Below are 23,041 nucleotides of genomic sequence, written 5' to 3'. Positions count from 1 at the left end.
GACTTCGTTACAGTTCTTGTAGGATTATTATTACATAATTAGCACTACTTGTCAAATAATTGTTAGCTCCACTTTCTATTTTACTTTTCCTCTCTACAGGTCTATAATGGTAACAGATTCTATTTGGAGGTTTTTATGTCATTTCTATCAAAAAATGGAGCAGGCATCTTGGCCTGCCTTCTCATTTCCATTCTATCTTGGTACTTAGGAGGATTCTTCCCTGTTATTGGCGCGCCCGTTTTTGCCATTTTCATAGGCATGCTCCTACACCCCTTTCTCTCGCCTTATAAACAACTGGATGCTGGATTGACCTTTAGTTCCAAGAAATTGCTCCAGTATGCCGTTATCTTGCTTGGTTTTGGTCTCAATATCTCGCAAGTCTTCGCAGTTGGGCAATCTTCACTCCCTGTCATCCTGTCCACCATTTCAATAGCCTTGATTGTTGCCTATCTTTTCCAGCGCTTCTTTGCACTGGACACAAAACTGGCTACCTTGATTGGAGTAGGTTCTTCTATCTGTGGGGGCTCTGCCATTGCGGCAACAGCGCCCGTTATCCATGCTAAGGAAAAGGAAGTAGCCCAAGCCATCTCCGTTATCTTTTTCTTCAATGTCCTTGCTGCACTTATCTTTCCAACGCTAGGAACCTGGCTTCATCTATCCAATGACGGCTTCGCCCTCTTTGCAGGAACTGCAGTCAATGATACTTCCTCTGTAACCGCCACAGCCAGCGCCTGGGACAATCTTTACCAGACCAATACCCTCGAATCCGCAACCATTGTCAAACTCACACGAACCTTAGCTATCATCCCCATTACTCTCTTTCTCTCCTATTGGCAAAGTCGTGAACAAAAAAATAAGCAAGGCTTACAACTGAAAAAAGTCTTCCCACTGTTTATCCTTTACTTTATCCTTGCATCTCTCCTCACTACACTACTCACCTCTCTAGGTGTGTCCAGTAGTTTCTTTACCCCTCTCAAACAACTCTCCAAATTTCTCATTATCATGGCCATGAGTGCTATCGGACTCAAAACCAATCTGGTAGCTATGATCAAATCTAGTGGAAAATCCATTGTTCTCGGAGCCATCTGCTGGATTGCCATCATCCTCACTAGTCTTGGTATGCAGACTCTTATCGGCATTTTCTAATACAAAAGGTAGCCCACCAGCTACCTTTTTCTTATGCTTCCTCAATCAAGCGTGTGTGTTCTCTCTTGATGCAACGATTCATCACGATATCATCACATCCACCAGCACGCAAGATCTCTTCCGCTTCTAGACTTTCAAGTCCTAGCTGTGCCCAAAAAATCTTGGCATCAGCTTTGAGAAAATCACGCGCCACATCTGGCAAAAACTCACTGCGACGGTAAACATTGACAATGTCTACAGGAAAAGGAATCTCAGCTAGGCTAGCATAAGCCTTTTCACCCAAGATTTCGCCACCCGCCGCCTTGGGATTGACTGGGATGATTTTATAACCCCGAGCCTGCATTTCCTTGGTCACTCGATTGCTAGTTGTTTCCTCACGGTCAGACAAGCCCACCACAGCAAGGGTTTTACTCGTTGCGAGATACTGACGAATCACGCCATCACTTGGATTAATAAATTCTTGACTCATAGAAATCCTCCTTTTTCATCAGTATAGCACAATTTGAAAAGGCTTGCATAATTCTACTACAAAAAGGAGGACTAGCCCCCTTTTTATTTAGCCTCGTACCAGGTTGCCCCTTCATTTTCATCTGCGATAAGGGGAACACTGAGTTGAATGGCTTCTTCCATGGTTTGTTTGACCAATTTTTTCATATCTGCCAGCTCCGATTTAGGAACTTCAAGGACGATTTCATCGTGCACTTGTAACAGCATCTTAGTCTGATAACCACCTGCAACCAAGGCTTTATCCAGCTGAATCATAGCAATCTTGAGAATATCTGCTGCCGACCCCTGGATAGGAGAGTTGATAGCTGTCCGCTCTGCAAAACCACGAATATTGAAGTTGCGCGAATTGATATCTGGCAACTCACGACGACGCTTGAAAAGTGTCTCTACATAGCCCTTATCACGCGCCTCACGCACTACTTCATCCATGTAGTTTTTAATACCTGGGAAGCGTTCAAAGTAGGTATCAATATAGGCTTTGGCTTCCTTACGGCTAATGCCCAAATTATTAGACAAACCAAAGTCTGAAATCCCGTAAACCACTCCAAAGTTAACCGCCTTAGCATTGCGACGATCATTTGCAGTCACATCCTCAGGACGTTCAATGCCAAAGACCCGCATGGCTGTCGAAGTATGAATATCTGCCCCCTCTTGGAAGGCCTTAATCAAGTGCTCATCCTTAGAGATATGCGCCAAAACGCGCAATTCAATCTGCGAGTAGTCCGAGCTGAGTAGCACACTATCCTCCCGCTCTGGCACAAAAGCCTTACGAATGAGACGACCTTGTTCCAAGCGAACAGGGATATTTTGCAAGTTTGGATCCACACTAGACAGACGCCCAGTCTGGGTCAAATCCTGAACATAGCGAGTATGAATCTTGCCATCCGCCAAAATCCAGTCCTGCAAGCCAATCACATAAGTAGATTGAATCTTGGCAATCTGACGGTAGTCGAGAATTTTCTTAACAATTGGCGCAATAGGAGCCAAGCGTTCCAAGACATCCACCGCAGTCGAGTATCCAGTTTTGGTTTTCTTAGTGTATTCTAGAGGTAGCCCCAATTTTTCAAAGAGAAGCACGCCCAACTGCTTAGGCGAGTTGATATTAAACTCCTCACCAGCCAGTTCGTAAATCTCCTGAGTCAGTTTTTCAATAACAAGCTCATTTTCAGCCTGCATCTCAAGCAAGGTCTCTTTCTTGACCGTAATCCCAGCAATTTCCATCTTGGCAAGGACAAAAGCCAGAGGTTGCTCTATATCATAAAGAAGCTCTAATTGCCCATTTTCGCTAAGTTTTTCAAGTAAAACAGGCTCAGTCTCTACCAAAACGACAAGTTTACGCGCCAAATGCTCCAAGAATTTCTCGCGTTCAGGAATGGCCTTCTTGACTCCCTTACCATAGAAAGTCTCATCATCAACCAAATAAGTCTGACCATAAAGACTAGCAATAGTCGCAATTTCATTGTCCTCCACAGTCGAAAGGAGGTATTTAGCCAAACGGCTGTCAAAAGCAGGCGCTTGCAAATCCACACCAAAGCGATTCAAGAGAACTTTAGCCTTCTTAAAATCATAAACTCTCAGAGGTGTTTTTTCTAAAAAGTCCTTGAAAATCGGGTCTTGCAACAGCTCAAGCTTGTCTGTAGCATAAAGTTTATCCCCACAAGACCAGGCAAAACCAACCAAATCATCCGTATGGTAATTCTCACCAAAAAGCTCAAAATGGAAGATAGATTCTTCACTCAGCATATCTTGACTGACTTGCTCAACAATAGTAAAGTCCAAACTCTCAGCCACATCAGCTGACGACACATTTAAAGCCTGCTTGAGCTGTTTGAAGCCCATCTCATCGTAGAATTTTCCAAGATTTTCCACATCTGGACCGCTATAGACTAAATCCTTCAAACCAATCTCAATCGGTGCCTTGGTATCAATGGTCGCCAGTGTTTTTGACAAAAAGGCCTGTTCCTTATCATTGATGAGATTTTCCTTCATCTTAGAAACCTTCATCCCATCGATATTCTCATAAATCCCCTCGAGTGAGCCATGCTCCAGCAAGAGCTTGATACCCGTCTTTTCACCGATTTTAGTTACCCCAGGAATATTATCCGACTTATCACCCATGAGCGCCTTGAGATCGATAAACTGAGTCGGTGTAATCCCCATCTTTTCCATAAGATATTCTGGCGTAAAAGCCTCAAACTCAGCCACACCTTTCTTGGAAATCTCAACCACCGTATGCTCATCCGTCAGCTGAATCAAATCCTTGTCCCCACTGACAATGGTAATATCAAAACCATCCTGCTCTGCTAGTTTATCCAGTGTCCCAATGATGTCATCCGCCTCATACTGAGCCAACTCATAATGACGAATCCCCATATGATCCAGCAACTCACGAATGAAGGGAAATTGCTCACGAAACTCATCAGGAGTCTTAGCTCGACCACCCTTATAGTCCGCATACATCTCTGTCCGGAAGGTCGTCTTTCCCGCATCAAAAGCCACCAAAATATGACTCGGCTCAACCCGCTCCAACAAATGGCTCAACATCAACTGAAAGCCATAAATCGCATTGGTATGCAAGCCAGCCGCATTCTTAAAACGGTCCAACTGTTGATAGAGGGCAAAAAACGCCCGAAAAGCAACAGAAGACCCATCAATCAATAATAATTTTTTCTTATCCATACACCCATTATAAAGGAAAGCACCAAAAAATACCATTGGGAAGAGCCATACCCAATATTTTTCACACTTTTTCCGAATAAATAGATAGAGCCAGAGAATCCAGTAAACCTAGATTTAAAACTGTGGTATAATGAAAGGAGAAAGAGTATGACTGTACGTCATCCGGGCATCAGCCCAACCAATGATTTGGTTGCTAAGAAAATCTTTAGCAATCCAGAAATCACTTGTCAATTTATCCGCGATATGCTGGATTTACCAGCAAAAAATGTGACGATTTTGGAGGGAAGTAACATTCACGTCTTGCCTTCCCTGCCGTACTCAGCGCAGGATTTCTATACCAGTATAGATGTTTTGGCAGAGTTAGACAATGGCACGCAGGTTATTATCGAAATCCAAGTGCATCATCAGAATTTTTTCATTAATCGTTTGTGGGCTTACTTATGCAGTCAGGTCAATCAAAATCTCGAAAAAATTCGTCAACGAGAAGGTGATACACATCAAAGTTACAAACACATCGCCCCCGTTTATGCCATTGCAATCGTGAATAGCAATTATTTCCAAGATGACTTGGCTTTCCATAGCTTTAGTATGCGCGAGGACACGACAGGTGAGGCTTTAACAATTACAAACAATAGACAAGAAAACCATCTAGTCAAGATGGCATTCTTGGAATTAAAAAAATACAGAGAAACCAGCAAAGACGAGGTTCGCAAACCCTGGTTGGAGTTTTTTGGGAATAAACCCTTTACCCAACAACCCGAGCGAGTCATCAGTCAAGCAGACCAACTGCTAGACTACAAGAGCTGGTCCGAGGAGGACAGGAAAATGTTTAGTGAACAGCGTAGACGCGAAGAACAAGCCTTGTTAGCACAGGACTATGCCTTGGAACAAGCTGAAGAAAAAGGTTTAGAGCGTGGGAAAGTTGAAGGAAGGGAAGAAGGGAAACTTTTTGCCTTCTTAGACATGGTTCGTCAAGGTCTCCTGACTTCCGAGGTTGCCAGCCAGCAGTTGGGCATGACCGTCGCTGAATTTGAGGCACTATTGTAAGTTTATAGAATAAAAGTGAACAAATCTGAAACATCGTTTTGTTCACTTTTTTCTTCTTTTCAACAGAACTCTCACTATAGTCCATATCACAAAAAGAGAAGGTCATAAATCCTTCTCTTTTATATCTTCAACTAATTAGTTTTTGCGTTTCACAAATGGAAGGGCACCAAGGAGCAATCCAAGGAATCCTAATGATGCAATTGCAACATTATCTTTACCACCAGTATTTGGAAGTTCTTTCTTATCTTCAGCTTTTGCAGCTGGGGCTTGATAAGTATTATCTTGGCTAGTACCTGCTACAGTTGGTGCAACAGCAGGAGTTGTCGGTGTTTCAGCTGTTGGCATAGCTGGAGCATCCGTTCTAGGAGTTGTTGGTGTAGCTGAAGCATCTGTTCCAGGTGCAGCTGGTGTAGTTGGTACAAGTGCAGGTTCATTGACAGCTGTAGCATTAGAATTTTCACGCGGTGGATTTCCAGGTGTCACCGCTGGTGTACCAGGTGTCGCTGGAGTGTTTAATTTTTGGTAGTAATGTTTAGTTACGTTACCATCTTTAACTGTTCTAACAAATTTATAACCTTTAATTTCTTTTGGTTTACTTTCTCCAACTTCCCCTTCTTCTATTGCTTCAGCATTAGGATTTCCTAAATCTGCAATATCAAAATGCCCTGTCAATGGTTCATTAAATTCTGGTACTTCATTTACTGCAGGAAGATTCTTAGTTAAAATATCAAACGCATCTTCTAAATCTGATAAACGATCTTTTAATCCTTCTTTATAGTAATCTTCAACACCTTCATTTTCTTCGCTGTCTTTGATTTGCTCTTTGACTTTAGCGATTTCGTCTAAGATTTTTTTGATTTCAGGATTGTTTGCACCAAATTCAGGAAGTTCAGGTTGTACAAGAGCATCACCATTTGAAGTTTCTGGTTTAGCTGTTTTAGGTGCTTCACCTTCTGGTTTAACTGGCTCAGTTGGAGGTGTTGTATCATTCACTCCACCGTTGAATTCTGGATTATTAGGTTGAGTAGTAGCGTTATCATCATTTACACCACCATTGAACTCTGGTGTTGTTGGTGTTGTAGGCGCTTCTTCATCGTTCACTCCACCTGTGAATTCAGGTTTTTCTTCAGCTGTAGGAGCGTCAGCAGGGTTTACCCCACCATTGAATTCAGGAGCATTTGGAACAGTTGGAACCTCATCAGGTTGTTTAGCGTCGCCAGTAGGTGCTTCATCATCATTTACTCCACCTGCGAAGTCTTTTGGTGCTTCACCTTTAGGAACTTCTTTTAAGTTTTCGATATAACCTAAAGTTGCGTTGTAATCATCAGTTAGTTCATCGATTTCATCTTTGTAAGCTTTTACTACTTCGTTAACTTCGTCAAATTTAGCTTGAGCTTCATCTGCAGCAGTCTTAGCAGTAGCCACAGAACCTTCTAGTTTAGTAACAGCATCTTGTAATCCATCTTGGATAGCTTGGTCAGCATTATTTTTCTTAGCTGTTTCAAGAGCAGCTTTAGCTTTTTCTAAAGTTTCTTTTTGTTTATTTAATGTAGCATTTTTTTCTTCTACAGCTTTAGCTTTTTCAGTAGCATCAGCTTTGTCTTTTTCAGCTACTTTAGTTAATTTTTCGATTTTTTCAGCTAAATCATCAGCTATATCTGTAAGTTTTTTAACGATTGGTTTAGAAGCTTCTTTGTTATAAGTAGCATCTAATTTTTCTTTGTCAGCAACTGGAAGCTCAGATAAAGGTTTACCTTCTTGTTTTGTAGCACCGATTTCGTCTGCTTGAGGATCTTGATCTTTAGTAGCTTCAGCAGTCGTATTTTGATCTTCTAATTCTTTAGCAGCTTCTGTAGCTGTGATAACACCATCTTCGATAGCTTTTAATAAAGCATCTTTACCAATTGCAGCTTTAGCTTCTTCTTTATTTGTAATCTTAGCATCAGCATCGATATCTTTTTCAAGTTGCTCTAAAGCAGCTTTAAGAGCTTCTAAGTTGTCTTTTTCTTCTTTTTTGAGCTCTTCAACTTTAGCTGTAGCTTTTTCAGCCTCTTCTTTCGCTTTAGCTAATTCAGCTTCTGCGTCAGCTTTTGCTTTATCAGCTTCTGCTTTTGCAGTCTCAGCAGCAGTTACATCTTCAGCTTCTTTTTTAGCTTTAGCTGTAGCTTCATCTGCTTTTGTTTTAGCTTCGTCTGCTTTTTTCTGCAATTCAGCAACTTTAGCATCCGCTTCTGCTTTGGCTTCAGCAGCTTTTTCAGCTTCCGTTTTTTCTGCTGGTTTAGCTGGCTCTTCTTCTACTGGTTTAGCTGGCTCGTTAGTTTCTTTTTCTTTAGCAGCTTTTACTTCTTCTAGAGTTTTATTATACTCATCAGTAAGTTTGTTTAGTTCATCAGCAACAACTTTAGTATCTGAAGCAGCTTTATCGAATGCATCTTGCGCAACGTCCTTAGCTTTTTCAATAGCTTTTACAGCTTTGTCCAATGAAGCAACGATATCAGAATCAGAGCCGTTATCTGTAGCTGATTTAAGAGCTTCTTTAGCTTCTTTTAATGTATCTTCTTGTTTTTTAAGAGCTTCAGCTTTTTTATCTTCTTCAGCTTTTAATGCATCCGCTTCTTTTTTAAGCTCATCAACATTTTCACCTAAATCATCAGCTTTATCTTGAAGTTTTTCTGATGCAGGACGAGCAGCATCAGCTTTTTCAGCTTTGTCGATTCCAGCTTTAATGTCTGCTGGTAATTGATCTTTAGTTTTAGATTCTTTAGCTGGAGTTGCACCAGCATTAGCAGTAGAAGCTTGGTCTTTATCTCTTAATTTTTTCTCAGTTTCTTTATTAGCTTCAGCTTTTTTATCATCATCTGCTAATTCAGTAAGAATATCAGAAGCTTTTAAGTCACCAGCTTCTACAGCCTTTAATAAATCTTCTTTTGCTTTTTTGTCAAGCAATTCGTTATCAGGAAGTTGTTTCAAAGCTTCAGTTAAAGCTTCTTTAGAATCTGCTTCTTCTTTTTTAGCGTCGGCTTCTTTTTTAGCTTCTTCTTTAGCTTTGGCGTCGGCTTCAGCAGCTTTTTCTTTAGCAGCAGCTAATTCAGCATCAGCAGCTTTTTTAGCTTCTTCAGCTTCAGTTTTTGCAGTTTTAGCATCAGCAGCTTCTTTTTTCTCAGCTTCTAGTTTAGTATTTGCTTCGTTAGCTGCAGTAGTTGTTGTATCTACTTTTGCTTGAGCTTCAGTAACTTTAGCTTCAGCAGCTTTAGCGTCATCTTCAGCTTTTTTAATTTCTGGACTTGTAACTTCTGATTTAGAAGTGTCAGCAGCTCCAGTTTCTCCAGCAGGTTTAGTAGCTGTAGGTTGACTTGTTGTAGAATCATCAGCTTTTACAACTGATGGTTGAGATGCAACAAATGCCGCTCCCAAAACAGCAACACTAGCCAAACTAGTCAAAATCATTTTCTTTTTATTCATATTTGAAACCCCTTTTTTAGAATCATATTTGGATTTATTATAACGCTTTCTAAAAATATAATCAAGTAATAGATTATTTTATTTATACAATTATATACTTATATTAATTTTCAAATACAGCTCTCATAACAAAAAAAGAAAGCCTATTTTATAAGCTTTCCTTTTGTTTTCTTTTTATTATTTACATTTTCTATGGTGAATTTTACACTTTTAAACCCACTCACCGTTAGCATTTACGTAATAACCATCAACTGTAGTGCTTACTGCAAGGGCGCCTGAACTATAAGCATAGTACCATTTGCCATCTACTTGGAACCAGCCAGTCTTCATAGCGCCTGAACCATCAAGATAATACCAACTACCACCTTGTTTCAACCAACCAGTTTTCATAGCACCTGAACTGTTTAAGTAGTACCAAGTACCACCAACTTGAGCCCAGCCTGTCGCCATGGCACCTGAACCATTTAGATAATACCATGTGCCACCATCTTGCAACCAACCAGTTTGCATTTCGCCTGAACCATTTAAGTAGTACCAAGTGTCACCTTCTTTAAACCACCATTTTTGCATCACGCCTGCGGCACTAAAATGATACCACTTACCACCATCTTTCAGCCAACCAGTCTTCATTCCATCTTCTTTAGAGAAATAGTACCAGTCAATCTCGACCTTCTTCCAGCCAGCCTGACGATTTCCTTCGCTATCGATGAAGAATTTTTTACCATCAATCATAACAATCCCTTGTTTAAGGACACCTTCCTCATCCAAAAAATAATGTTTCCCATCAACAGTAATATCACCAGTTAGACGGACACCTTCTTTGACATAGTAAGTTTTCTCATCAATTTTAACAAAACCAGTTTTCTTCTCACCATCTTCTACAAAATAATAAGTCTTGTCAGCAACTTTTACAAAGCCTAGCTTTTTAACACCATCTTTTTCATCTAGATAGTATTGCTTATCACCTGCGGTCAATAGACCTTTCTTCATAGCACCATCAGCTTCAAAGTAGTAAGTCTTATCATCGATTTTTTGCCAACCGCTAACCTTTTTACCGTCCTTGATATAGTAGACTTTTCCGTTCTCTGTTTTGAACTGACCGCCACTTGTCGTTGTAGATTGATTTTGGTTGTTGTTACCAGCATTAGTAGCTGTGTTTGAACGATAGACATGATAAAGAATACCATCTTTTAAATTACCAGTAACATACTCATAGTTAGCAATTGTTGGATGGCTTGTGTCTGATGCTTCAGATCCTGTACGTGGATCTTTAATATCAATTGGAACATCACTACCAGCTTTATATTCGACAAAACGAACTGTTTTTACTGGAGAATTAGAATTTGTTGTTGAGCCACTATTATTGTTTGAACCAGTACCATTTTGGTTATTGTTCCCATTAGCATTACTAGTGCCATTGTTTTGACGGTACGGATTGGTTTGAGTACCAGCATTTGTATTAGAATCAGTAGCTTTTGGAGCATACATATGATACATAATACCATTCTCTTCTCTACTAGAAGTATAGATATAATTTTCAATTTCAGGATGATTCTGAATAGATTCAGCTGTCACAGCAGACCCTGTTAGTGCATCTTTGACATTGACAGGTCCACCATTTTTATATGTTGCATAGCGGACTTCTTTAACCGTAGAAGTTGTTGTAGCCGTTGTTGCCCCTGATTCGACAGCTTGTACTTGTTGAACTGTCGCCATTGCTAGTACAGAAGTAGCTAGCAAAATACCTGTTACTGTTTTTCTCATAGGAAAATCCTCCTGTATTAAGATAATAAATTTATCTAAATTATATCCCTTTCCTATAATAAATGCAATAAAAAACATAAAAAGTGTAGAAATATTTAAATGTAAAAAAGAGAGCAGTTGAAAACCACTCTCTTACTATTTTTATACCCACTCACCGTTGGCGTTTACGTAATAACCATCAACTGTAGTGCTTACTGCAAGGGCACCTGAACTATAAGCATAGTACCATTTACCACCTACTTGGAACCAACCAGTTACCATGGCACCTGAGCCTTTAAGGTAGTACCAAGCACCACCAACTTTAGCCCAGCCAGTTTCCATAGCACCTGAGCTGTTTAGGTAGTACCAAGTTCCACCATCTTGCAACCAGCCAGTTTGCATTTCACCTGAACCATTTAGATAGTACCATTTGTTACCATCTTTGATCCACCATTTTTGCATCACGCCTTCAGCATTAAAGTAGTACCATTTACCACCGTCTTTAAGCCAACCAGTTTGACGTTTACCTTCTTTATTAACATAAACCCAATGATTGTCAACTTTGTTCCAGCCAGCTTTAGTATCAGAATCATCTGTCAAAAAGTACGTTTTACCATCAACAGTGATTTCACCGAACTTACGCTCACCTTCCTCAGTAACATAGTAATACTTATCTCCAGCATCCTTGATAAGACCAGTCTTACGTTCACCTTCTGCTGTGATGTAATACCATTTACCAGCACTGTCTTTTACAATACCTGACTTGGTTGTACCATCTTCAGCAAAGAAATACCATTTAGCACCTACCTTATGAGCTCCAGTTGTCACAACACCATCTTTGACAAAATAAGTTTTTCCATTTTCAGAGATAATCTCTGTCTTACGAGCTCCATCTGATACAAAATAATAGGTTTTTTCTCCTACTTTAATGAAACCAGTTTTCTTAACACCTTGTCCGTCTAGATAGTAACGTTCAGATGTGTTTTCAATGACACCACGTGCCATAACACCTTCACTATCAAAGTAGTAAGTCTTACCATCGACACTTGCCCAACCTTTTACTGGGTTACCTTTATAGTAAAGATAACGGTTCCCTGCTGACTCACGCCATTTTACGTCCTTGTCAGATGTTTTATATCCCTGAGTATTTAACTCACTCACTGGAGCATCTGGGTCATTTGCATAATCTTCTATTTTTGTTCCTTTTTCAACAAACAAATAGTATTTTCTTCCACCTTCAACATAGGCACGTTGAAATTCAAAGCCTTCAATTGTCGAATGTTTAGAGATCGGCTGATTCCCATCTTCAAAAAATACTGTCTTACGTTCTTGTGAACGACCATTAATCACTGTGACCCACTCAGTTCTATAAACAACTTCTTCCGCACTTACTGAACTAGCAGTTGTAGCAGAATAACTTGTCAAAACTGCTGCACTTGCCATTGTGACACTAGCAAGAGCTAGAGTTAAAGCTTTTTTATTTTTCATGTGAAGATTCTCCATTCTTAAATTTAGCTATTATGCTTTTCTTTATTGTATCTTATTTTTACAAAAATTTCTAAGAAAAACTGAACTTTTTATGGAAAAAATAAAAAGCAGAAGAAATCTCCTGCTTTTTTATTGAGCTAGATTATTTAACCCATTCACCGTTTCCGTTAACAGTGTATCCACCCACAGTAGTGTTAACTGCAAGGGCACCTGAACCGTCAACGTAGTACCATTTACCACCAACTTCAAACCATTGGCTAGCTTTCATAGCACCTGAGTTTTCAAGGTAGTACCATTTGTCACCGTCTTGCAACCAACCAGTTTGCATAGCACCTGAACCGTTTAGGTAGTACCAAGTGTTACCATCTTTAACCCACCATTTTTGCATTACGCCTTCAGCGTTAAAGAAGTACCATTTACCATCGATTTGTTTCCAACCAGTAGCTTGTTTGTTGTTGTCGTAGTAGTGCCATCCGTTTTCACCTTGAACCCACTCATTACGAGCAACATTATAAGTATCAGTTTTTTCAATTACTAATTCACCAGTAACGAACATGTCTGAACCTTCACGTACAACTTCTTCTGCATCAAGTAGAGTACCTACTGTAAGTTTATTAGGAACAAAGTAACCTTTTGGAGCTTCATCAATACGGTAAACTACATAACCACCGTTTGCAAGAGGAAACTCAACATCACCTGCTGCATCAGTAACTGCTTCAATCAAAGCTGGTTTTTTGTAGTTGTCAAAGTCTTCTACTGTTGCGTATACCAAAGCAGCTACTTTAGCACCTGCTACAGGGTTCCCTTGGATATCTTTAACATGTACACGAACATGAGTACCATTTCCAAATACATCTGGTAAAACTTTACCATCTTTACCGATACGATTTCTTACAGCGTATGGGTTTGTAACTGGAGTAGCTGGTTTGTATTGGTTAGCCTCTGGTACTACACCATTACTGTATTGTGCTTGTGAATCAGCTGAAACAGCTTGTACAGCACCAAATGCTGCAAGAGCGACTGCGCTTGTCAATAAAACTTTTTTCATCGTTTTATCTCCTTTATTTTTCATTATATATTTTTTCGTAAGACTATCTTACTACCATACAGTATATAAATATTTGCAGGATTTGTCAAGGGTTTTCTTCTAGTTTTTAAAGTTTTTACCTATTTTTAGAAAAAAAGGTGAAAAAAAACATTTTTGTGAGAAAAATACCCGTCAAATACTGCATTTTTCAAGTGAAAATCTCACAAACTTATCATCCTTGAGTAAAATCATTCATATCTAATCCACATAGACAGTTGGACAGAACTCACGTCTATGGTATTATCTTATAAACACTTCTAAATGTCAAGTAAAAATGGCAAGTTTTTTGATAAGAACTTGCCATTTCATCAACTTTCTACTATTTAAAATGTGACCTTATAACAAGGCCTCAAACTCTGCGACCGTCATGCCCAATTGCTCGCTAGCAACCTCGGAAGTCAGAAGACCTTGGCGAACGAGATTTACTAGACCTACTTTTAATCCCTCTTCGATACCCTCTGCTCGTCCTCGCTCCAATCCCCGTTCAATCCCCTCAGCACGGCCACGTTCTAAACCTTGTTCAATGCCTTCCGCTCTAGCTGTTTCCAAGGCATAGTCCTGTGCTAACAAGGCTTGTTCTTCTCGCATACGTAGTTGACTAAACATTTTCCTGTCCTCCTCGGACCAGCTTTTATAGTCTAGCAGTTGGTCTGCCTGGCTAATGGCTCGCTCGGGTTGTTGGGTAAAGGGTTTGTTCCCGAAAAACTCCAACCACGGTTTGCGAACCTTATCTTTGCTGGTTTCTCTGTATTTTTTTAGTTCTTATTCGTGATGCTCTTTCAATAGTTCTTCAAACTCAGCGACCGTCATGCCCAACTGCTGGCTGGCAACCTCGGAAGTCAGAAGACCTTGACGAACCATATCTAAGAAGGCAAAGAGTTTTCCGCGCTCCAGTCCCTGTTCAAGACCTTCTTCTCGCCCCTTTTCAATCCCCTCAGCTCTACCACGTTCAAGACCACGCTCTAAACCCTGTTCAATCCCTTCTGCCCTAGCAGTTTCCAAGGCATAGTCATGAGCGAGTAAGGCTTGTTCTTCACGTCTGCGTTGTTCACTAAACATTTTCCTGTCCTCCTCGGACCAGCTCTTGTAGTCTAGCAGTTGGTCTGCCTGGCTAATGGCTCGCTCGGGTTCTTGGGTAAAGGGTTTGTTCCCGAAAAACTCCAACCACGGTTTGCGAACCTCGTCTTTGCTGGTTTCTCTATATTTTTTTAATTCCAAGAAAGCCATCTTAACCAGATGGTTTTCTTGTCCATTAGTTGTGATGGTTAAGACTTCACCTGTCGTATCCTCACGCATACTAAAGCTATGAAAAGCTAAATCATCTGAGAAGTAATTACTGTCCACAATAGCGATAGCATATACCGGTGCGATGTGTTTATAACTCTGGTGGGTGTCACCTTCACGTTGACGAATTTTTTCGAGATTTTGATTAACCTGACTGCACAAGTAAGCCCACAAACGATTAATGAAAAAATTCTGATGATGCACCTGAATTTCAATGATTACTTGAGTGCCATTGTCCAACTCTGCCAAGACGTCTATACTAGTATAGAAATCCTGCGCCGAGTACGGCAGGGAAGGCAAGACGTGAATATTGCTTCCCTCCAAAATGGTTACATTTTTGGCTGGCAAGTCCAGCATATCACGAATAAATTGACAAGTGATTTCTGGATTGCTAAAGATTTTCTTAGCAACCAAATCATTGGTCGGGCTAATGCCCGGATGTCTTAGAATCATCCTTTTCCTCCTTTTATTATACCATAGTCTTATACTCAATGAAAATCAAAGAGCAAACTAGGAAACTAGCCGCAGGCTGTACTTGAGTACGGCAAGGCGACGTTGACGTGGTTTGAATTTGATTTTCGAAGAGTATTAAATCTAGTTTTACTAGATTCACTGACTCTATCTATTTATTCGGAAAAGAGATGAAAAAACCTGAGAATCATCTCAGGCTTGATCATTAAATCTTTTTCTCAATACTGAAAAGTGGAGAAAGTGGGCGTTTTTCATGGATACGTACAATAGCATCTCCTAGGAGATGAGCTATTGAAATCTGCTCAATCTTATCAATCAAACGCTCTTCTGGCAGATAGATGGTATCCAAAACAACCAATTTCTTAATAGCTGAATTTTGGATATTGTCCATAGCAGGACCAGAAAGAACTGGGTGCGTACAGCTTGCATAGACCTCAACAGCACCAGCTTCCGCAAGGGCATCTGCCGCGTGACAAATCGTTCCAGCAGTATCAATCATATCATCAATCAAGATACAAGTCTTGCCTTCGACCTTACCGATGATGTTCATGACTTCACTGGTATTCATCTTATCAACGCTACGACGTTTGTCAATGATGGCGATAGATGTTTTCAAAAATTCTGCCAACTTACGGGCACGAGTCACCCCTCCATGGTCTGGGCTGACAACCACATAGTCAGAACCAACCATGCCACGACGCTCAAAATAATCCGCAATCAGAGGAGCTCCCATCAAATGATCCACAGGAATATCAAAGAACCCTTGAATCTGCGCAGCATGCAAGTCGATGGTCAATAAACGATCCACTCCAGCTACTTCAAGCATATTTGCGACAAGTTTTGAAGTGATTGGCTCACGCGCTCTCGCCTTTCTATCCTGACGTGCATACCCATAGTAAGGCATGACAACATTGACAGATTCTGCACTAGCACGCTTCAAAGCATCCACCATAATCAAAATTTCAAGCAGATTGTCATTTACAGGCGAGCTAGTTGATTGTAGGATAAAGACGTGTTTCCCACGGATTGATTCTTCGATGTTGACCTGAATCTCTCCATCTGAAAATTGGCGGACACTTGATTTCCCCAACTCTATCCCAATCTCCTGCGCTACACGTTTTGCCAATTCTTGATTAGAAGAAAGGGCAAACAGCTTTAAATCAGAAAAAGACATGATTTCCTCCGGTATATATGTATCGCTTGTGCTTTTCACAAGATTTTTCCATTTACCATTGTAGCGCTTTTTGCACTATTTTTCAATCAAAAATAAAAGAAGGGCACCATATTTGTACCCTTGCATCATTCTTTTAAAAAATATTCTAGTTCATCAACTCATTGTGCTTCTCAACAAAACGATAAGCCTGATAAAAACCATAGAGAGTAATAGCCGTAACCACTGGAATCGCTAAAGGCAACTCTGTCTCCAATTCAACAAAAGGAGAATTAAACAAGAAATGAGTTCCCAAGGCTAAACCTAGGAAAATAAGCCCCTCTTTCTTGCCAACCTTCTGCCCTTTATAAGCTCTGTAAAGCAAGTAAACACCTACTACAGCCAGACCTGAAAAAGTCCAGTGAGAGGCAATTCCTGAGATGATACGCTCTAAAATTCTCGAAATAGTAAAGTCAAAGCCCTCTGGCAAATCCGTACGAATATAGCCAATATCCTCAATCATTTGAAATCCCAAACCAGAAGCAATTCCAAGTAAAAACAAAGATTTTAATTTTCGTACAGGAATCAAAGCCAAAACAAAGACAAGTGGCAATAATTTAAGCGGTTCTTCTACCAAAGGAGCCACAATAGCACTTTCAAAGGCATTTAAAAATGCACTATCTGGGAAAAGAAACTCCAATAAATCATGGATATAGGTATTAGCAAAGCTAGACAACCAGCCTGAAAGGAACATCCCACCCAATAAAGACAGAATCAAAGCGTTCTTTGGCAATTCCCATTTTTTCCCAATACGGAAAAGGAAATAAAGAACCGGAATCATGTAAAAGAGAGCTAGAAAGATAGAAACTCCCATTAGTCCATATTCTGCACCTGACATCGAACCATCCGTATAGTAGATAGTTTCATACTGCAAACCAATACATAGCAATAAGATAAAAATAAATAAAATACTGTTTTTCTTCATACACTTTCTTTCTAAATGAAGTATTTATAATTCTACGACTGTCATACTTCCTGTATCCACATCGTAAATAGCACCAGAGATAATGACATCATCTGGTATTAGGGGAGACTCGATAAGGAGTTGCATGTCCTCACGTACACTCTCCTCTATATCTTGAAAGGGCAAGAAGTCCTGGTCTGACACATCGACACCCAATTCTTCCTTCAAATACTCCTGAAAAGAGCCATTTTCAAAGGTCTGAGCACCACAGTCTGTATGGTGCAATACCACAATCTCTCTTGTCCCCATTTGTTGCTGGGAAATCACCAGAGAACGAATCATGTCTTCTGTCACTCGACCACCTGCATTCCGCAAGATATGAGCATCCCCAAGTGCCAAACCTAGAGCTTGCGCAACGTGCAAACGAGAGTCCATACAGGTCACAATGGCTACTCTAGTTTTGGGTTTAAGTGGCAGATTTAACTGCCCATGTAGGGCAACATAAGCCTGATTGGCTTGCATAAACTGTTCAAAATACGACACGATTCCCTCCTCGAAAATTTGATAGTCAAATATTTCTCCTATCTTATCATTTTTAAAAGGATTTGTCACGGATTATGCAAAGACCTTTTTCAAAACTTCCTGAATCGTTGTTACTCCAATGACCTGAATTTCCTTAGGCGGAGTGATTCCTGTCAAAGAATTCTTAGGTACATAAATCTTAGTAAATCCCAGTTTAGCAGCTTCATTGATGCGTTGTTCGATACGATTCACGCGCCGAATCTCTCCCGTCAAACCAAGTTCTCCTACAAAACATTCCTGAGGATTAGTTGGCTTGTCTTTATAACTCGAAGCAATAGCAACCGCAACAGCTAAGTCTATCGCAGGTTCATCCAATTTAACACCGCCAGCAGATTTGAGATAGGCATCCTGATTTTGCAAGAGAAGACCTGCACGCTTTTCCAAAACAGCCATAATCAAACTCGCACGATTAAAATCAAGTCCTGTCGTCGTACGCTTGGCATTTCCAAACATGGTCGGTGTTACCAAAGCCTGAACCTCCGCCAAAATAGGACGCGTCCCTTCCATGGTCACAACGATTGATGAACCAGTTGCTCCATCCAAACGCTCTTCTAGGAAAACTTGACTCGGATTGAGTACCTCAACCAATCCGCCCGACTGCATCTCAAAAATCCCAATCTCATTAGTGGAGCCAAAACGGTTTTTGACCGCTCTCAAGATACGAAAGGTATGGTGGCGCTCTCCTTCAAAATAAAGCACCGTATCCACCATATGCTCTAGCATACGCGGACCAGCCAAGGTTCCTTCCTTGGTCACATGCCCTACGATAAAGATGGCAATGTTATTGGTCTTGGCCAGCTGCATAAGTTCAGCCGTCACCTCACGCACCTGAGAAACAGACCCCTGCACCCCTGAAATCTCAGGAGACATAATAGTTTGGATAGAGTCAATAATGAGGAAGTCTGGTTGGATGCGCTCCACCTCAGTTCGAACACTCTGCATATTGGTCTCTGCATAAAGATAAAACTCGCTATCAATATCACCCAAGCGCTCTGCTCGTAGCTTAATCTGCTGGGCAGACTCCTCCCCACTGACGTAGAGAACAGTCCCAACTTGAGACAGCTGAGTTGAGACTTGTAGGAGAAGGGTTGATTTCCCAATCCCAGGATCCCCACCTATGAGGACGAGACTTCCTGGTACCACTCCGCCTCCAAGTACACGGTTGAATTCCTCCATCTCTGTCTTGGTTCGATTGACGTTGATTGAAGTCACCTCAGCCAGTTTCATGGGCTTAGTTTTCTCACCTGTCAAGGATACACGTGCATTCTTGACCTCGGCAACCTCAACCTCTTCTACAAAAGAAGACCAAGATCCACAGTTGGGGCAACGTCCTAGATATTTAGGGGAATTATACCCACAATTTTGACATACAAATGTCGCTTTTTTCTTTGCGATGATAAACCTCTTTCTATATCTCTAACTCACACTCAATTACTTGGCAAAAATCAATCTTCTCATTTGGCACAAACTGGCGCATGAGCATGTTGTGAGTTACCACTATCACGGTCTGGTAATCTCGATACTTAGCCATACATTCTAGAAAACGAGACTTCATCTTCACAGCTGTCTCATATTGAATAGGACTATTAGGAAGTAACTCCCCATTATTTTCTAGAAATATAGCACGAGCTTTTTCAAAATTATCTGTGCCACTTTCATAGACCTGCCACTCATGCAATAATGGTTCCACTCTCAAAGGAAGTCCAGTAACACAAGCCACATAAGAAGCCGTTTCTAAAGCTCTTGTGACTGCAGAAGATACGATTATTTCAGCTGAAGGGAGTAAAGGATTGGTGCTCAATTTCTGGACTTGCTGCCGTCCCTTATCAGACAAGGGTGCCAAATCTATCCCAAATCCCGTATAAGAACGCTCCTCTAACTCACGATAATCTGGCTCCCCGTGACGCACAAAGATAATCTTCATCCTAGTGCCCTGTCGATCCAAATCCACCAGTTCGAACGCCATCAGCCATATCTCCATCTGCAATTAAGAAAGGAGCAAAGACAGCCTGGACAACACGTTCTCCAACTTCAAGAACAACCTCTTGGTCTGTGATATTCTTCATCTGAGCAAAAATATGCCCTTCATTCCCAGGATTGCCATAATAATCCCCATCAATGACCCCAACTGAATTAATTAAAACCAAGCCCTTCTTACGAGGGTTTGAAGAACGATCATAAAGGTAAAGAACCTCAGTCGGTTGCATATAAGCCTTAACCCCTGTCGGAACCAAGACAATCTCTCCTGGCGCAATAACCGTACGTACAGCAACCTTTAAATCGTAACCAGCCGCATGCGCTGTCTCACGCTTGGGCAATAAATTTTTATCTGTAAAAGTCGAAACCAATTCAAAACCACGAATTTTCATCATCTTCTCTTTTCTATTATCATTTATTCTAGATTATTCTATCTTATTTATTCGGAAAAAGCACGAAAAAAAGAGCACACAATTCAAATCGCTTAGGGCTGCTGGATTCCTCCCCTGACCCGCTTCACGCAGAACTGTTGCTCCACTATTTATTATATCACATTCCTGTTCATTTTAAAAGCAAAATTATTTTTTCCGTCTATTTCTAAAAAAATCCTGCATAATAGCTGCGCATTCATCTTCCAAAATTCCTGTTTCAACCTCCACACGATGATTGAGACGCTCATCTGTCAAGATATCGTACAAACTCCCAGCAGCGCCAAATTTCTGGTTTTTAGCCCCATAGACCACGTTTGGAATACGGGCGAGTCCAATCGCCCCACTACACATGACACAAGGCTCAATGGTCACAAAAAGCGTGCAATCCAGCAAGCGCCAGCTCTCCTCACTCAGGTTCGCATTCTCTATGGCCATAATCTCCGCATGCATAACCGCTCGTTGCAGTTCCTCACGCGCATTATGCCCGCGACCAATGATTTCTCCGTCCTTGACAATCACACAACCAATTGGAATTTCATCGTGTTCAAGAGCAATCTCAGCCTCTCTCAAAGCCTCCCTCATAAAGACTTCTTTTTCTTCAACTGTATAATTCATCAATTTCCCTTTTCCTACTTATCGATTTTATTATTATATCATGATTTCCAAGACAAAAAAAGCCACCAAATGCGGTGACTTTATAGGGAGATTATTATGAAAAAGAAAAGTTTAGGATATTTGTTACAACAAGTTAGGAGGTCTTCTTGTAACTGTCTATAGTATATCCGAACTATCTTAAACAAATCTTAAAAATCTCTTAGGACCAAACACTTTCTAAAATATTTGTTTGTTCACGACCAGGACCTACTGAGAAAGTAGAAATACGAACGCCAACCAATTCACTCACACGACGAACATAGTTACGCGCATTCTCAGGAAGATCTTCCAAATTACGAACTCCGGTAATATCTTCTGACCAACCTGGCAACTCTTCATAGATAGGCTTGCAACGTTTCAATTGCTCAAGACTAGCTGGATAGTAATCAATACGTTGGCCATCAAGATCATAGGCCACACAGATTTTCACTGTATCTAAACCACTCAAAACATCGATAGAGTTCAATGAAAGGTTAGTAATACCAGAAACGCGACGGCTATGGCGCATCACAACTGAATCAAACCATCCCACACGACGTGGACGACCAGTTGTTGTACCATATTCATGACCGACTTCACGGATACGTTCTCCCACTTCATCAAACAACTCAGTTGGGAAAGGACCGTCTCCAACACGACTCGTATAGGCTTTACATACACCAACAACCTTGTCAATCTTACTCGGACCAACACCAGAACCAATCGTAACACCACCAGCTACAGGGTTTGATGACGTAACAAATGGATACGTACCTTGGTCGATATCTAGCATAACACCTTGTGCACCTTCAAAAAGCACACGTTTACCGTTATCAAGCGCATCATTCAAAATAACAGATGTATCTGTCACATATTTCTTGATTTGTTGACCATATTCGTAATATTCTTCAAAAATATCATCGAAAGAAATCGCTTTACTGTCATACAATTTTTCAAAAAGACGATTCTTTTCAGCAAGGTTACGTTCTAAGCGCTCACGGAAAATATCTTTATCTAAAAGATCGGCGATACGAATCCCAACACGAGCAGCCTTGTCCATATAAGCTGGACCAATTCCCTTAATTGTAGTACCAATCTTATTGTCGCCCTTAGCTTCTTCTTGCAAGCGATCCAACTCGATATGATAAGGCAAAATAACATGCGCACGATCAGAAATACGCAAGTTATCAGTTGTCACACCCTCCTCATGAAGATAGCTCAACTCTTTTACAAGAGATTTAGGATTTACAACCATTCCGTTACCAATAACAGAAATTTTTTCAGGGAAGAAAATCCCAGATGGAATCAAGTGCAATTTAAACTTCTTACCATCAATCACAATCGTGTGACCTGCATTATCACCACCTTGGTAACGTGCAATCACTTCTGCATTCGCTGAAAGGAAGTCTGTAATCTTCCCTTTACCTTCATCACCCCATTGGGTACCTACAACAACAACTGAAGTCATAATCTTGTCTGAGCCCTCAGGCTCTTCCTTTCTCACATACATGGCAGGACTCTCACCTGCAATTATATCTTACAATTAATTATAAGAAAAAATCGCCTTTTTATCAAGAAGAAACAATAGAAAGATTTGCTATTTCCAACTATTAAAAAATGTTTTAGAAAAATAACCAGCTATTTATTATTATCTTTCCTTAAAAAAATAAATTTGTTCGGAAATTAACTCATACTGTCTCATCAAGCAACAAAACCTTGTTTCATTATCAATTTTTCAAGATACAAACGATAAGCAACACGATAATGGTAAACAATAAAATCCTGATGACTCACAATACGATATCGGACAAGATAATAAATCAAAAACTTAAAATGAACATATTCCCAATCAAAATTATCACCGAAGAACATACCATACTCTTCTTCAATATTTCTATAAAAATCCATCATCTGATCATAAATACTTTGTAGCATAAATATATACTCCTTTTCTTTTTATGACCTTATTCTAACAAAAAATTTCAATTAATCTTTAATAATTCCTGAATTGTTAAAATACCAACCTCAAAAAGATAACAAATAGGAAAAGTTGACAGAATAGGAACAAATTTACTACTTAAATTTCAAAAACTAAGATAATGGAAGCGGAAGGATTCGAATCCCTCGAAGGAGCGTATTTACAGTCCGCAACGTTTAGCCTCTTCGCTACCCTCAATTAAAGTACTAAAAAGATCTCCTTGATCGAAAACGGAGGGCTCTGAAACTTTACTCAGCAAAAATATCTCACACCAAATAACACTAAATAGATTATTAATTATAAAAAAAAGAGGCCTAAACCTCTTTTTTCTTAACTACTCCGCCAGTAGGACTCGAACCTACGACATCATGATTAACAGTCATGCGCTACTACCAACTGAGCTATGGCGGAT

18 protein-coding genes, 1 tRNA gene, 1 other RNA gene and 1 pseudogene are annotated in these 23,041 nt (G+C 40.3%); 2 read left to right on the top strand and 19 right to left on the bottom strand.

Translation table 11 applies throughout. The features are described 5' to 3' along the window. The first annotated feature begins 135 nt into the window (after window positions 1-135). Window positions 136-1,146, top strand: a complete 1,011-nt coding sequence (locus ACLNCW_RS09535) for a YeiH family protein (RefSeq protein ID WP_424846171.1) — start codon at window positions 136-138, stop codon at window positions 1,144-1,146. Between the two features lie 31 nt (window positions 1,147-1,177). Here ACLNCW_RS09535 and ACLNCW_RS09530 read toward each other — a convergent pair whose 3' ends face one another. Further along, on the bottom strand, window positions 1,178-1,615 hold the full coding sequence (locus ACLNCW_RS09530) for a CoA-binding protein (RefSeq protein WP_000076477.1): 438 nt from the start codon (window positions 1,613-1,615) through the stop codon (window positions 1,178-1,180). Between the two features lie 83 nt (window positions 1,616-1,698). After that, the gene (gene polA, locus ACLNCW_RS09525) at window positions 1,699-4,332 is read right to left on the bottom strand and encodes a DNA polymerase I (protein WP_424846169.1); all 2,634 of its coding nucleotides are present in this window, start codon (window positions 4,330-4,332) and stop codon (window positions 1,699-1,701) included. A 147-nt stretch (window positions 4,333-4,479) separates the two neighbouring features. Between polA and ACLNCW_RS09520 the strand changes: the two genes are divergently transcribed. Continuing rightward, on the top strand, window positions 4,480-5,379 hold the full coding sequence (locus ACLNCW_RS09520; protein WP_020903289.1) for an Rpn family recombination-promoting nuclease/putative transposase: 900 nt from the start codon (window positions 4,480-4,482) through the stop codon (window positions 5,377-5,379). Window positions 5,380-5,514: 135 nt separating this feature from the next. Here the strand turns inward: ACLNCW_RS09520 and ACLNCW_RS09515 are convergent, their stop codons facing one another. The 17 genes and pseudogenes from ACLNCW_RS09515 to ACLNCW_RS09435 all read right to left on the bottom strand — a co-directional run bounded on the left by ACLNCW_RS09515 (window position 5,515) and on the right by ACLNCW_RS09435 (window position 23,040). After that, on the bottom strand, window positions 5,515-8,841 hold the full coding sequence (locus ACLNCW_RS09515) for an SIALI-17 repeat-containing surface protein (protein WP_424846167.1): 3,327 nt from the start codon (window positions 8,839-8,841) through the stop codon (window positions 5,515-5,517). Window positions 8,842-9,051: 210 nt separating this feature from the next. Continuing rightward, window positions 9,052-10,605, bottom strand: a complete 1,554-nt coding sequence (locus ACLNCW_RS09510) for an N-acetylmuramoyl-L-alanine amidase family protein (RefSeq protein ID WP_049502349.1) — start codon at window positions 10,603-10,605, stop codon at window positions 9,052-9,054. Window positions 10,606-10,746: 141 nt separating this feature from the next. Further along, window positions 10,747-12,072, bottom strand: a complete 1,326-nt coding sequence (locus tag ACLNCW_RS09505; protein ID WP_424846164.1) for a nucleoside triphosphate hydrolase — start codon at window positions 12,070-12,072, stop codon at window positions 10,747-10,749. A 142-nt stretch (window positions 12,073-12,214) separates the two neighbouring features. After that, window positions 12,215-13,120, bottom strand: a complete 906-nt coding sequence (locus ACLNCW_RS09500) for an N-acetylmuramoyl-L-alanine amidase family protein (protein WP_049502353.1) — start codon at window positions 13,118-13,120, stop codon at window positions 12,215-12,217. Between the two features lie 375 nt (window positions 13,121-13,495). Then, window positions 13,496-13,921: pseudogene (locus tag ACLNCW_RS09495) on the bottom strand (Rpn family recombination-promoting nuclease/putative transposase); the annotation flags it as partial. Continuing rightward, a complete protein-coding gene (locus ACLNCW_RS09490) occupies window positions 13,922-14,896 on the bottom strand; it encodes an Rpn family recombination-promoting nuclease/putative transposase (protein ID WP_424846162.1) in 975 nt (324 codons plus the stop codon). It lies immediately after the preceding pseudogene. Window positions 14,897-15,119: 223 nt separating this feature from the next. After that, the gene (locus ACLNCW_RS09485; RefSeq protein ID WP_000010168.1) at window positions 15,120-16,088 is read right to left on the bottom strand and encodes a ribose-phosphate diphosphokinase; all 969 of its coding nucleotides are present in this window, start codon (window positions 16,086-16,088) and stop codon (window positions 15,120-15,122) included. A gap of 145 nt (window positions 16,089-16,233) precedes the next feature. Beyond that, complete coding sequence (locus ACLNCW_RS09480) at window positions 16,234-17,049, bottom strand: PrsW family intramembrane metalloprotease (RefSeq protein ID WP_000742256.1); 816 nt, start codon at window positions 17,047-17,049, stop codon at window positions 16,234-16,236. A 24-nt stretch (window positions 17,050-17,073) separates the two neighbouring features. Next, window positions 17,074-17,571 (bottom strand): beta-class carbonic anhydrase, encoded by a 498-nt coding sequence (locus ACLNCW_RS09475; protein WP_004236873.1) that lies wholly within the window; start codon window positions 17,569-17,571, stop codon window positions 17,074-17,076. Between the two features lie 72 nt (window positions 17,572-17,643). Further along, window positions 17,644-19,005 (bottom strand): DNA repair protein RadA, encoded by a 1,362-nt coding sequence (gene radA / locus ACLNCW_RS09470; RefSeq protein ID WP_078228442.1) that lies wholly within the window; start codon window positions 19,003-19,005, stop codon window positions 17,644-17,646. A 13-nt stretch (window positions 19,006-19,018) separates the two neighbouring features. After that, window positions 19,019-19,576: a histidine phosphatase family protein gene (locus ACLNCW_RS09465; RefSeq protein ID WP_203212885.1), complete on the bottom strand. Its 558-nt coding sequence runs from the start codon at window positions 19,574-19,576 to the stop codon at window positions 19,019-19,021. Beyond that, window positions 19,536-19,979, bottom strand: a complete 444-nt coding sequence (locus ACLNCW_RS09460; protein WP_020903279.1) for a dUTP diphosphatase — start codon at window positions 19,977-19,979, stop codon at window positions 19,536-19,538. The genes ACLNCW_RS09465 and ACLNCW_RS09460 overlap by 41 nt, the downstream gene beginning before the upstream one ends. A 56-nt stretch (window positions 19,980-20,035) precedes the next feature. Next, an RNA gene (gene ffs / locus ACLNCW_RS09455) (signal recognition particle sRNA small type) lies at window positions 20,036-20,133 on the bottom strand. 32 nt (window positions 20,134-20,165) lie between these two features. Next, window positions 20,166-20,633: a tRNA adenosine(34) deaminase TadA gene (gene tadA / locus ACLNCW_RS09450; protein ID WP_001110112.1), complete on the bottom strand. Its 468-nt coding sequence runs from the start codon at window positions 20,631-20,633 to the stop codon at window positions 20,166-20,168. A gap of 199 nt (window positions 20,634-20,832) precedes the next feature. After that, window positions 20,833-22,119 (bottom strand): adenylosuccinate synthase, encoded by a 1,287-nt coding sequence (locus ACLNCW_RS09445; protein ID WP_004257634.1) that lies wholly within the window; start codon window positions 22,117-22,119, stop codon window positions 20,833-20,835. Window positions 22,120-22,352: 233 nt separating this feature from the next. Then, window positions 22,353-22,586 (bottom strand): sigma(X)-activator ComW, encoded by a 234-nt coding sequence (gene comW, locus ACLNCW_RS09440; RefSeq protein ID WP_424846159.1) that lies wholly within the window; start codon window positions 22,584-22,586, stop codon window positions 22,353-22,355. A gap of 380 nt (window positions 22,587-22,966) precedes the next feature. Then, window positions 22,967-23,040: transfer RNA gene (locus ACLNCW_RS09435), tRNA-Asn, on the bottom strand. Window position 23,041: the final 1 nt, after the last annotated feature.

The organism is Streptococcus sp. CL6.22, from assembly GCF_049738055.1.
Classification (GTDB): domain Bacteria; phylum Bacillota; class Bacilli; order Lactobacillales; family Streptococcaceae; genus Streptococcus; species Streptococcus mitis_DJ.
This window is presented reverse-complemented; position numbering and strand designations above follow the sequence as displayed.

Bases quoted from the DNA above. Each gene is read 5' to 3' on its own strand.
- ACLNCW_RS09535 (WP_424846171.1), top strand. From the start codon at position 136: ATGTCATTTCTATCAAAAAATGGAGCAGGCATCTTGGCCTGCCTTCTC.
- ACLNCW_RS09530 (WP_000076477.1), bottom strand. From the start codon at position 1,615: ATGAGTCAAGAATTTATTAATCCAAGTGATGGCGTGATTCGTCAGTAT.
- polA (WP_424846169.1), bottom strand. From the start codon at position 4,332: ATGGATAAGAAAAAATTATTATTGATTGATGGGTCTTCTGTTGCTTTT.
- ACLNCW_RS09520 (WP_020903289.1), top strand. From the start codon at position 4,480: ATGACTGTACGTCATCCGGGCATCAGCCCAACCAATGATTTGGTTGCT.
- ACLNCW_RS09515 (WP_424846167.1), bottom strand. From the start codon at position 8,841: ATGAATAAAAAGAAAATGATTTTGACTAGTTTGGCTAGTGTTGCTGTT.
- ACLNCW_RS09510 (WP_049502349.1), bottom strand. From the start codon at position 10,605: ATGAGAAAAACAGTAACAGGTATTTTGCTAGCTACTTCTGTACTAGCA.
- ACLNCW_RS09505 (WP_424846164.1), bottom strand. From the start codon at position 12,072: ATGAAAAATAAAAAAGCTTTAACTCTAGCTCTTGCTAGTGTCACAATG.
- ACLNCW_RS09500 (WP_049502353.1), bottom strand. From the start codon at position 13,120: ATGAAAAAAGTTTTATTGACAAGCGCAGTCGCTCTTGCAGCATTTGGT.
- ACLNCW_RS09490 (WP_424846162.1), bottom strand. From the start codon at position 14,896: ATGATTCTAAGACATCCGGGCATTAGCCCGACCAATGATTTGGTTGCT.
- ACLNCW_RS09485 (WP_000010168.1), bottom strand. From the start codon at position 16,088: ATGTCTTTTTCTGATTTAAAGCTGTTTGCCCTTTCTTCTAATCAAGAA.
- ACLNCW_RS09480 (WP_000742256.1), bottom strand. From the start codon at position 17,049: ATGAAGAAAAACAGTATTTTATTTATTTTTATCTTATTGCTATGTATT.
- ACLNCW_RS09465 (WP_203212885.1), bottom strand. From the start codon at position 19,576: ATGGCGTTCGAACTGGTGGATTTGGATCGACAGGGCACTAGGATGAAG.
- ACLNCW_RS09460 (WP_020903279.1), bottom strand. From the start codon at position 19,979: ATGAAAATTCGTGGTTTTGAATTGGTTTCGACTTTTACAGATAAAAAT.
- tadA (WP_001110112.1), bottom strand. From the start codon at position 20,633: ATGAATTATACAGTTGAAGAAAAAGAAGTCTTTATGAGGGAGGCTTTG.
- ACLNCW_RS09445 (WP_004257634.1), bottom strand. From the start codon at position 22,119: ATGACTTCAGTTGTTGTTGTAGGTACCCAATGGGGTGATGAAGGTAAA.
- comW (WP_424846159.1), bottom strand. From the start codon at position 22,586: ATGCTACAAAGTATTTATGATCAGATGATGGATTTTTATAGAAATATT.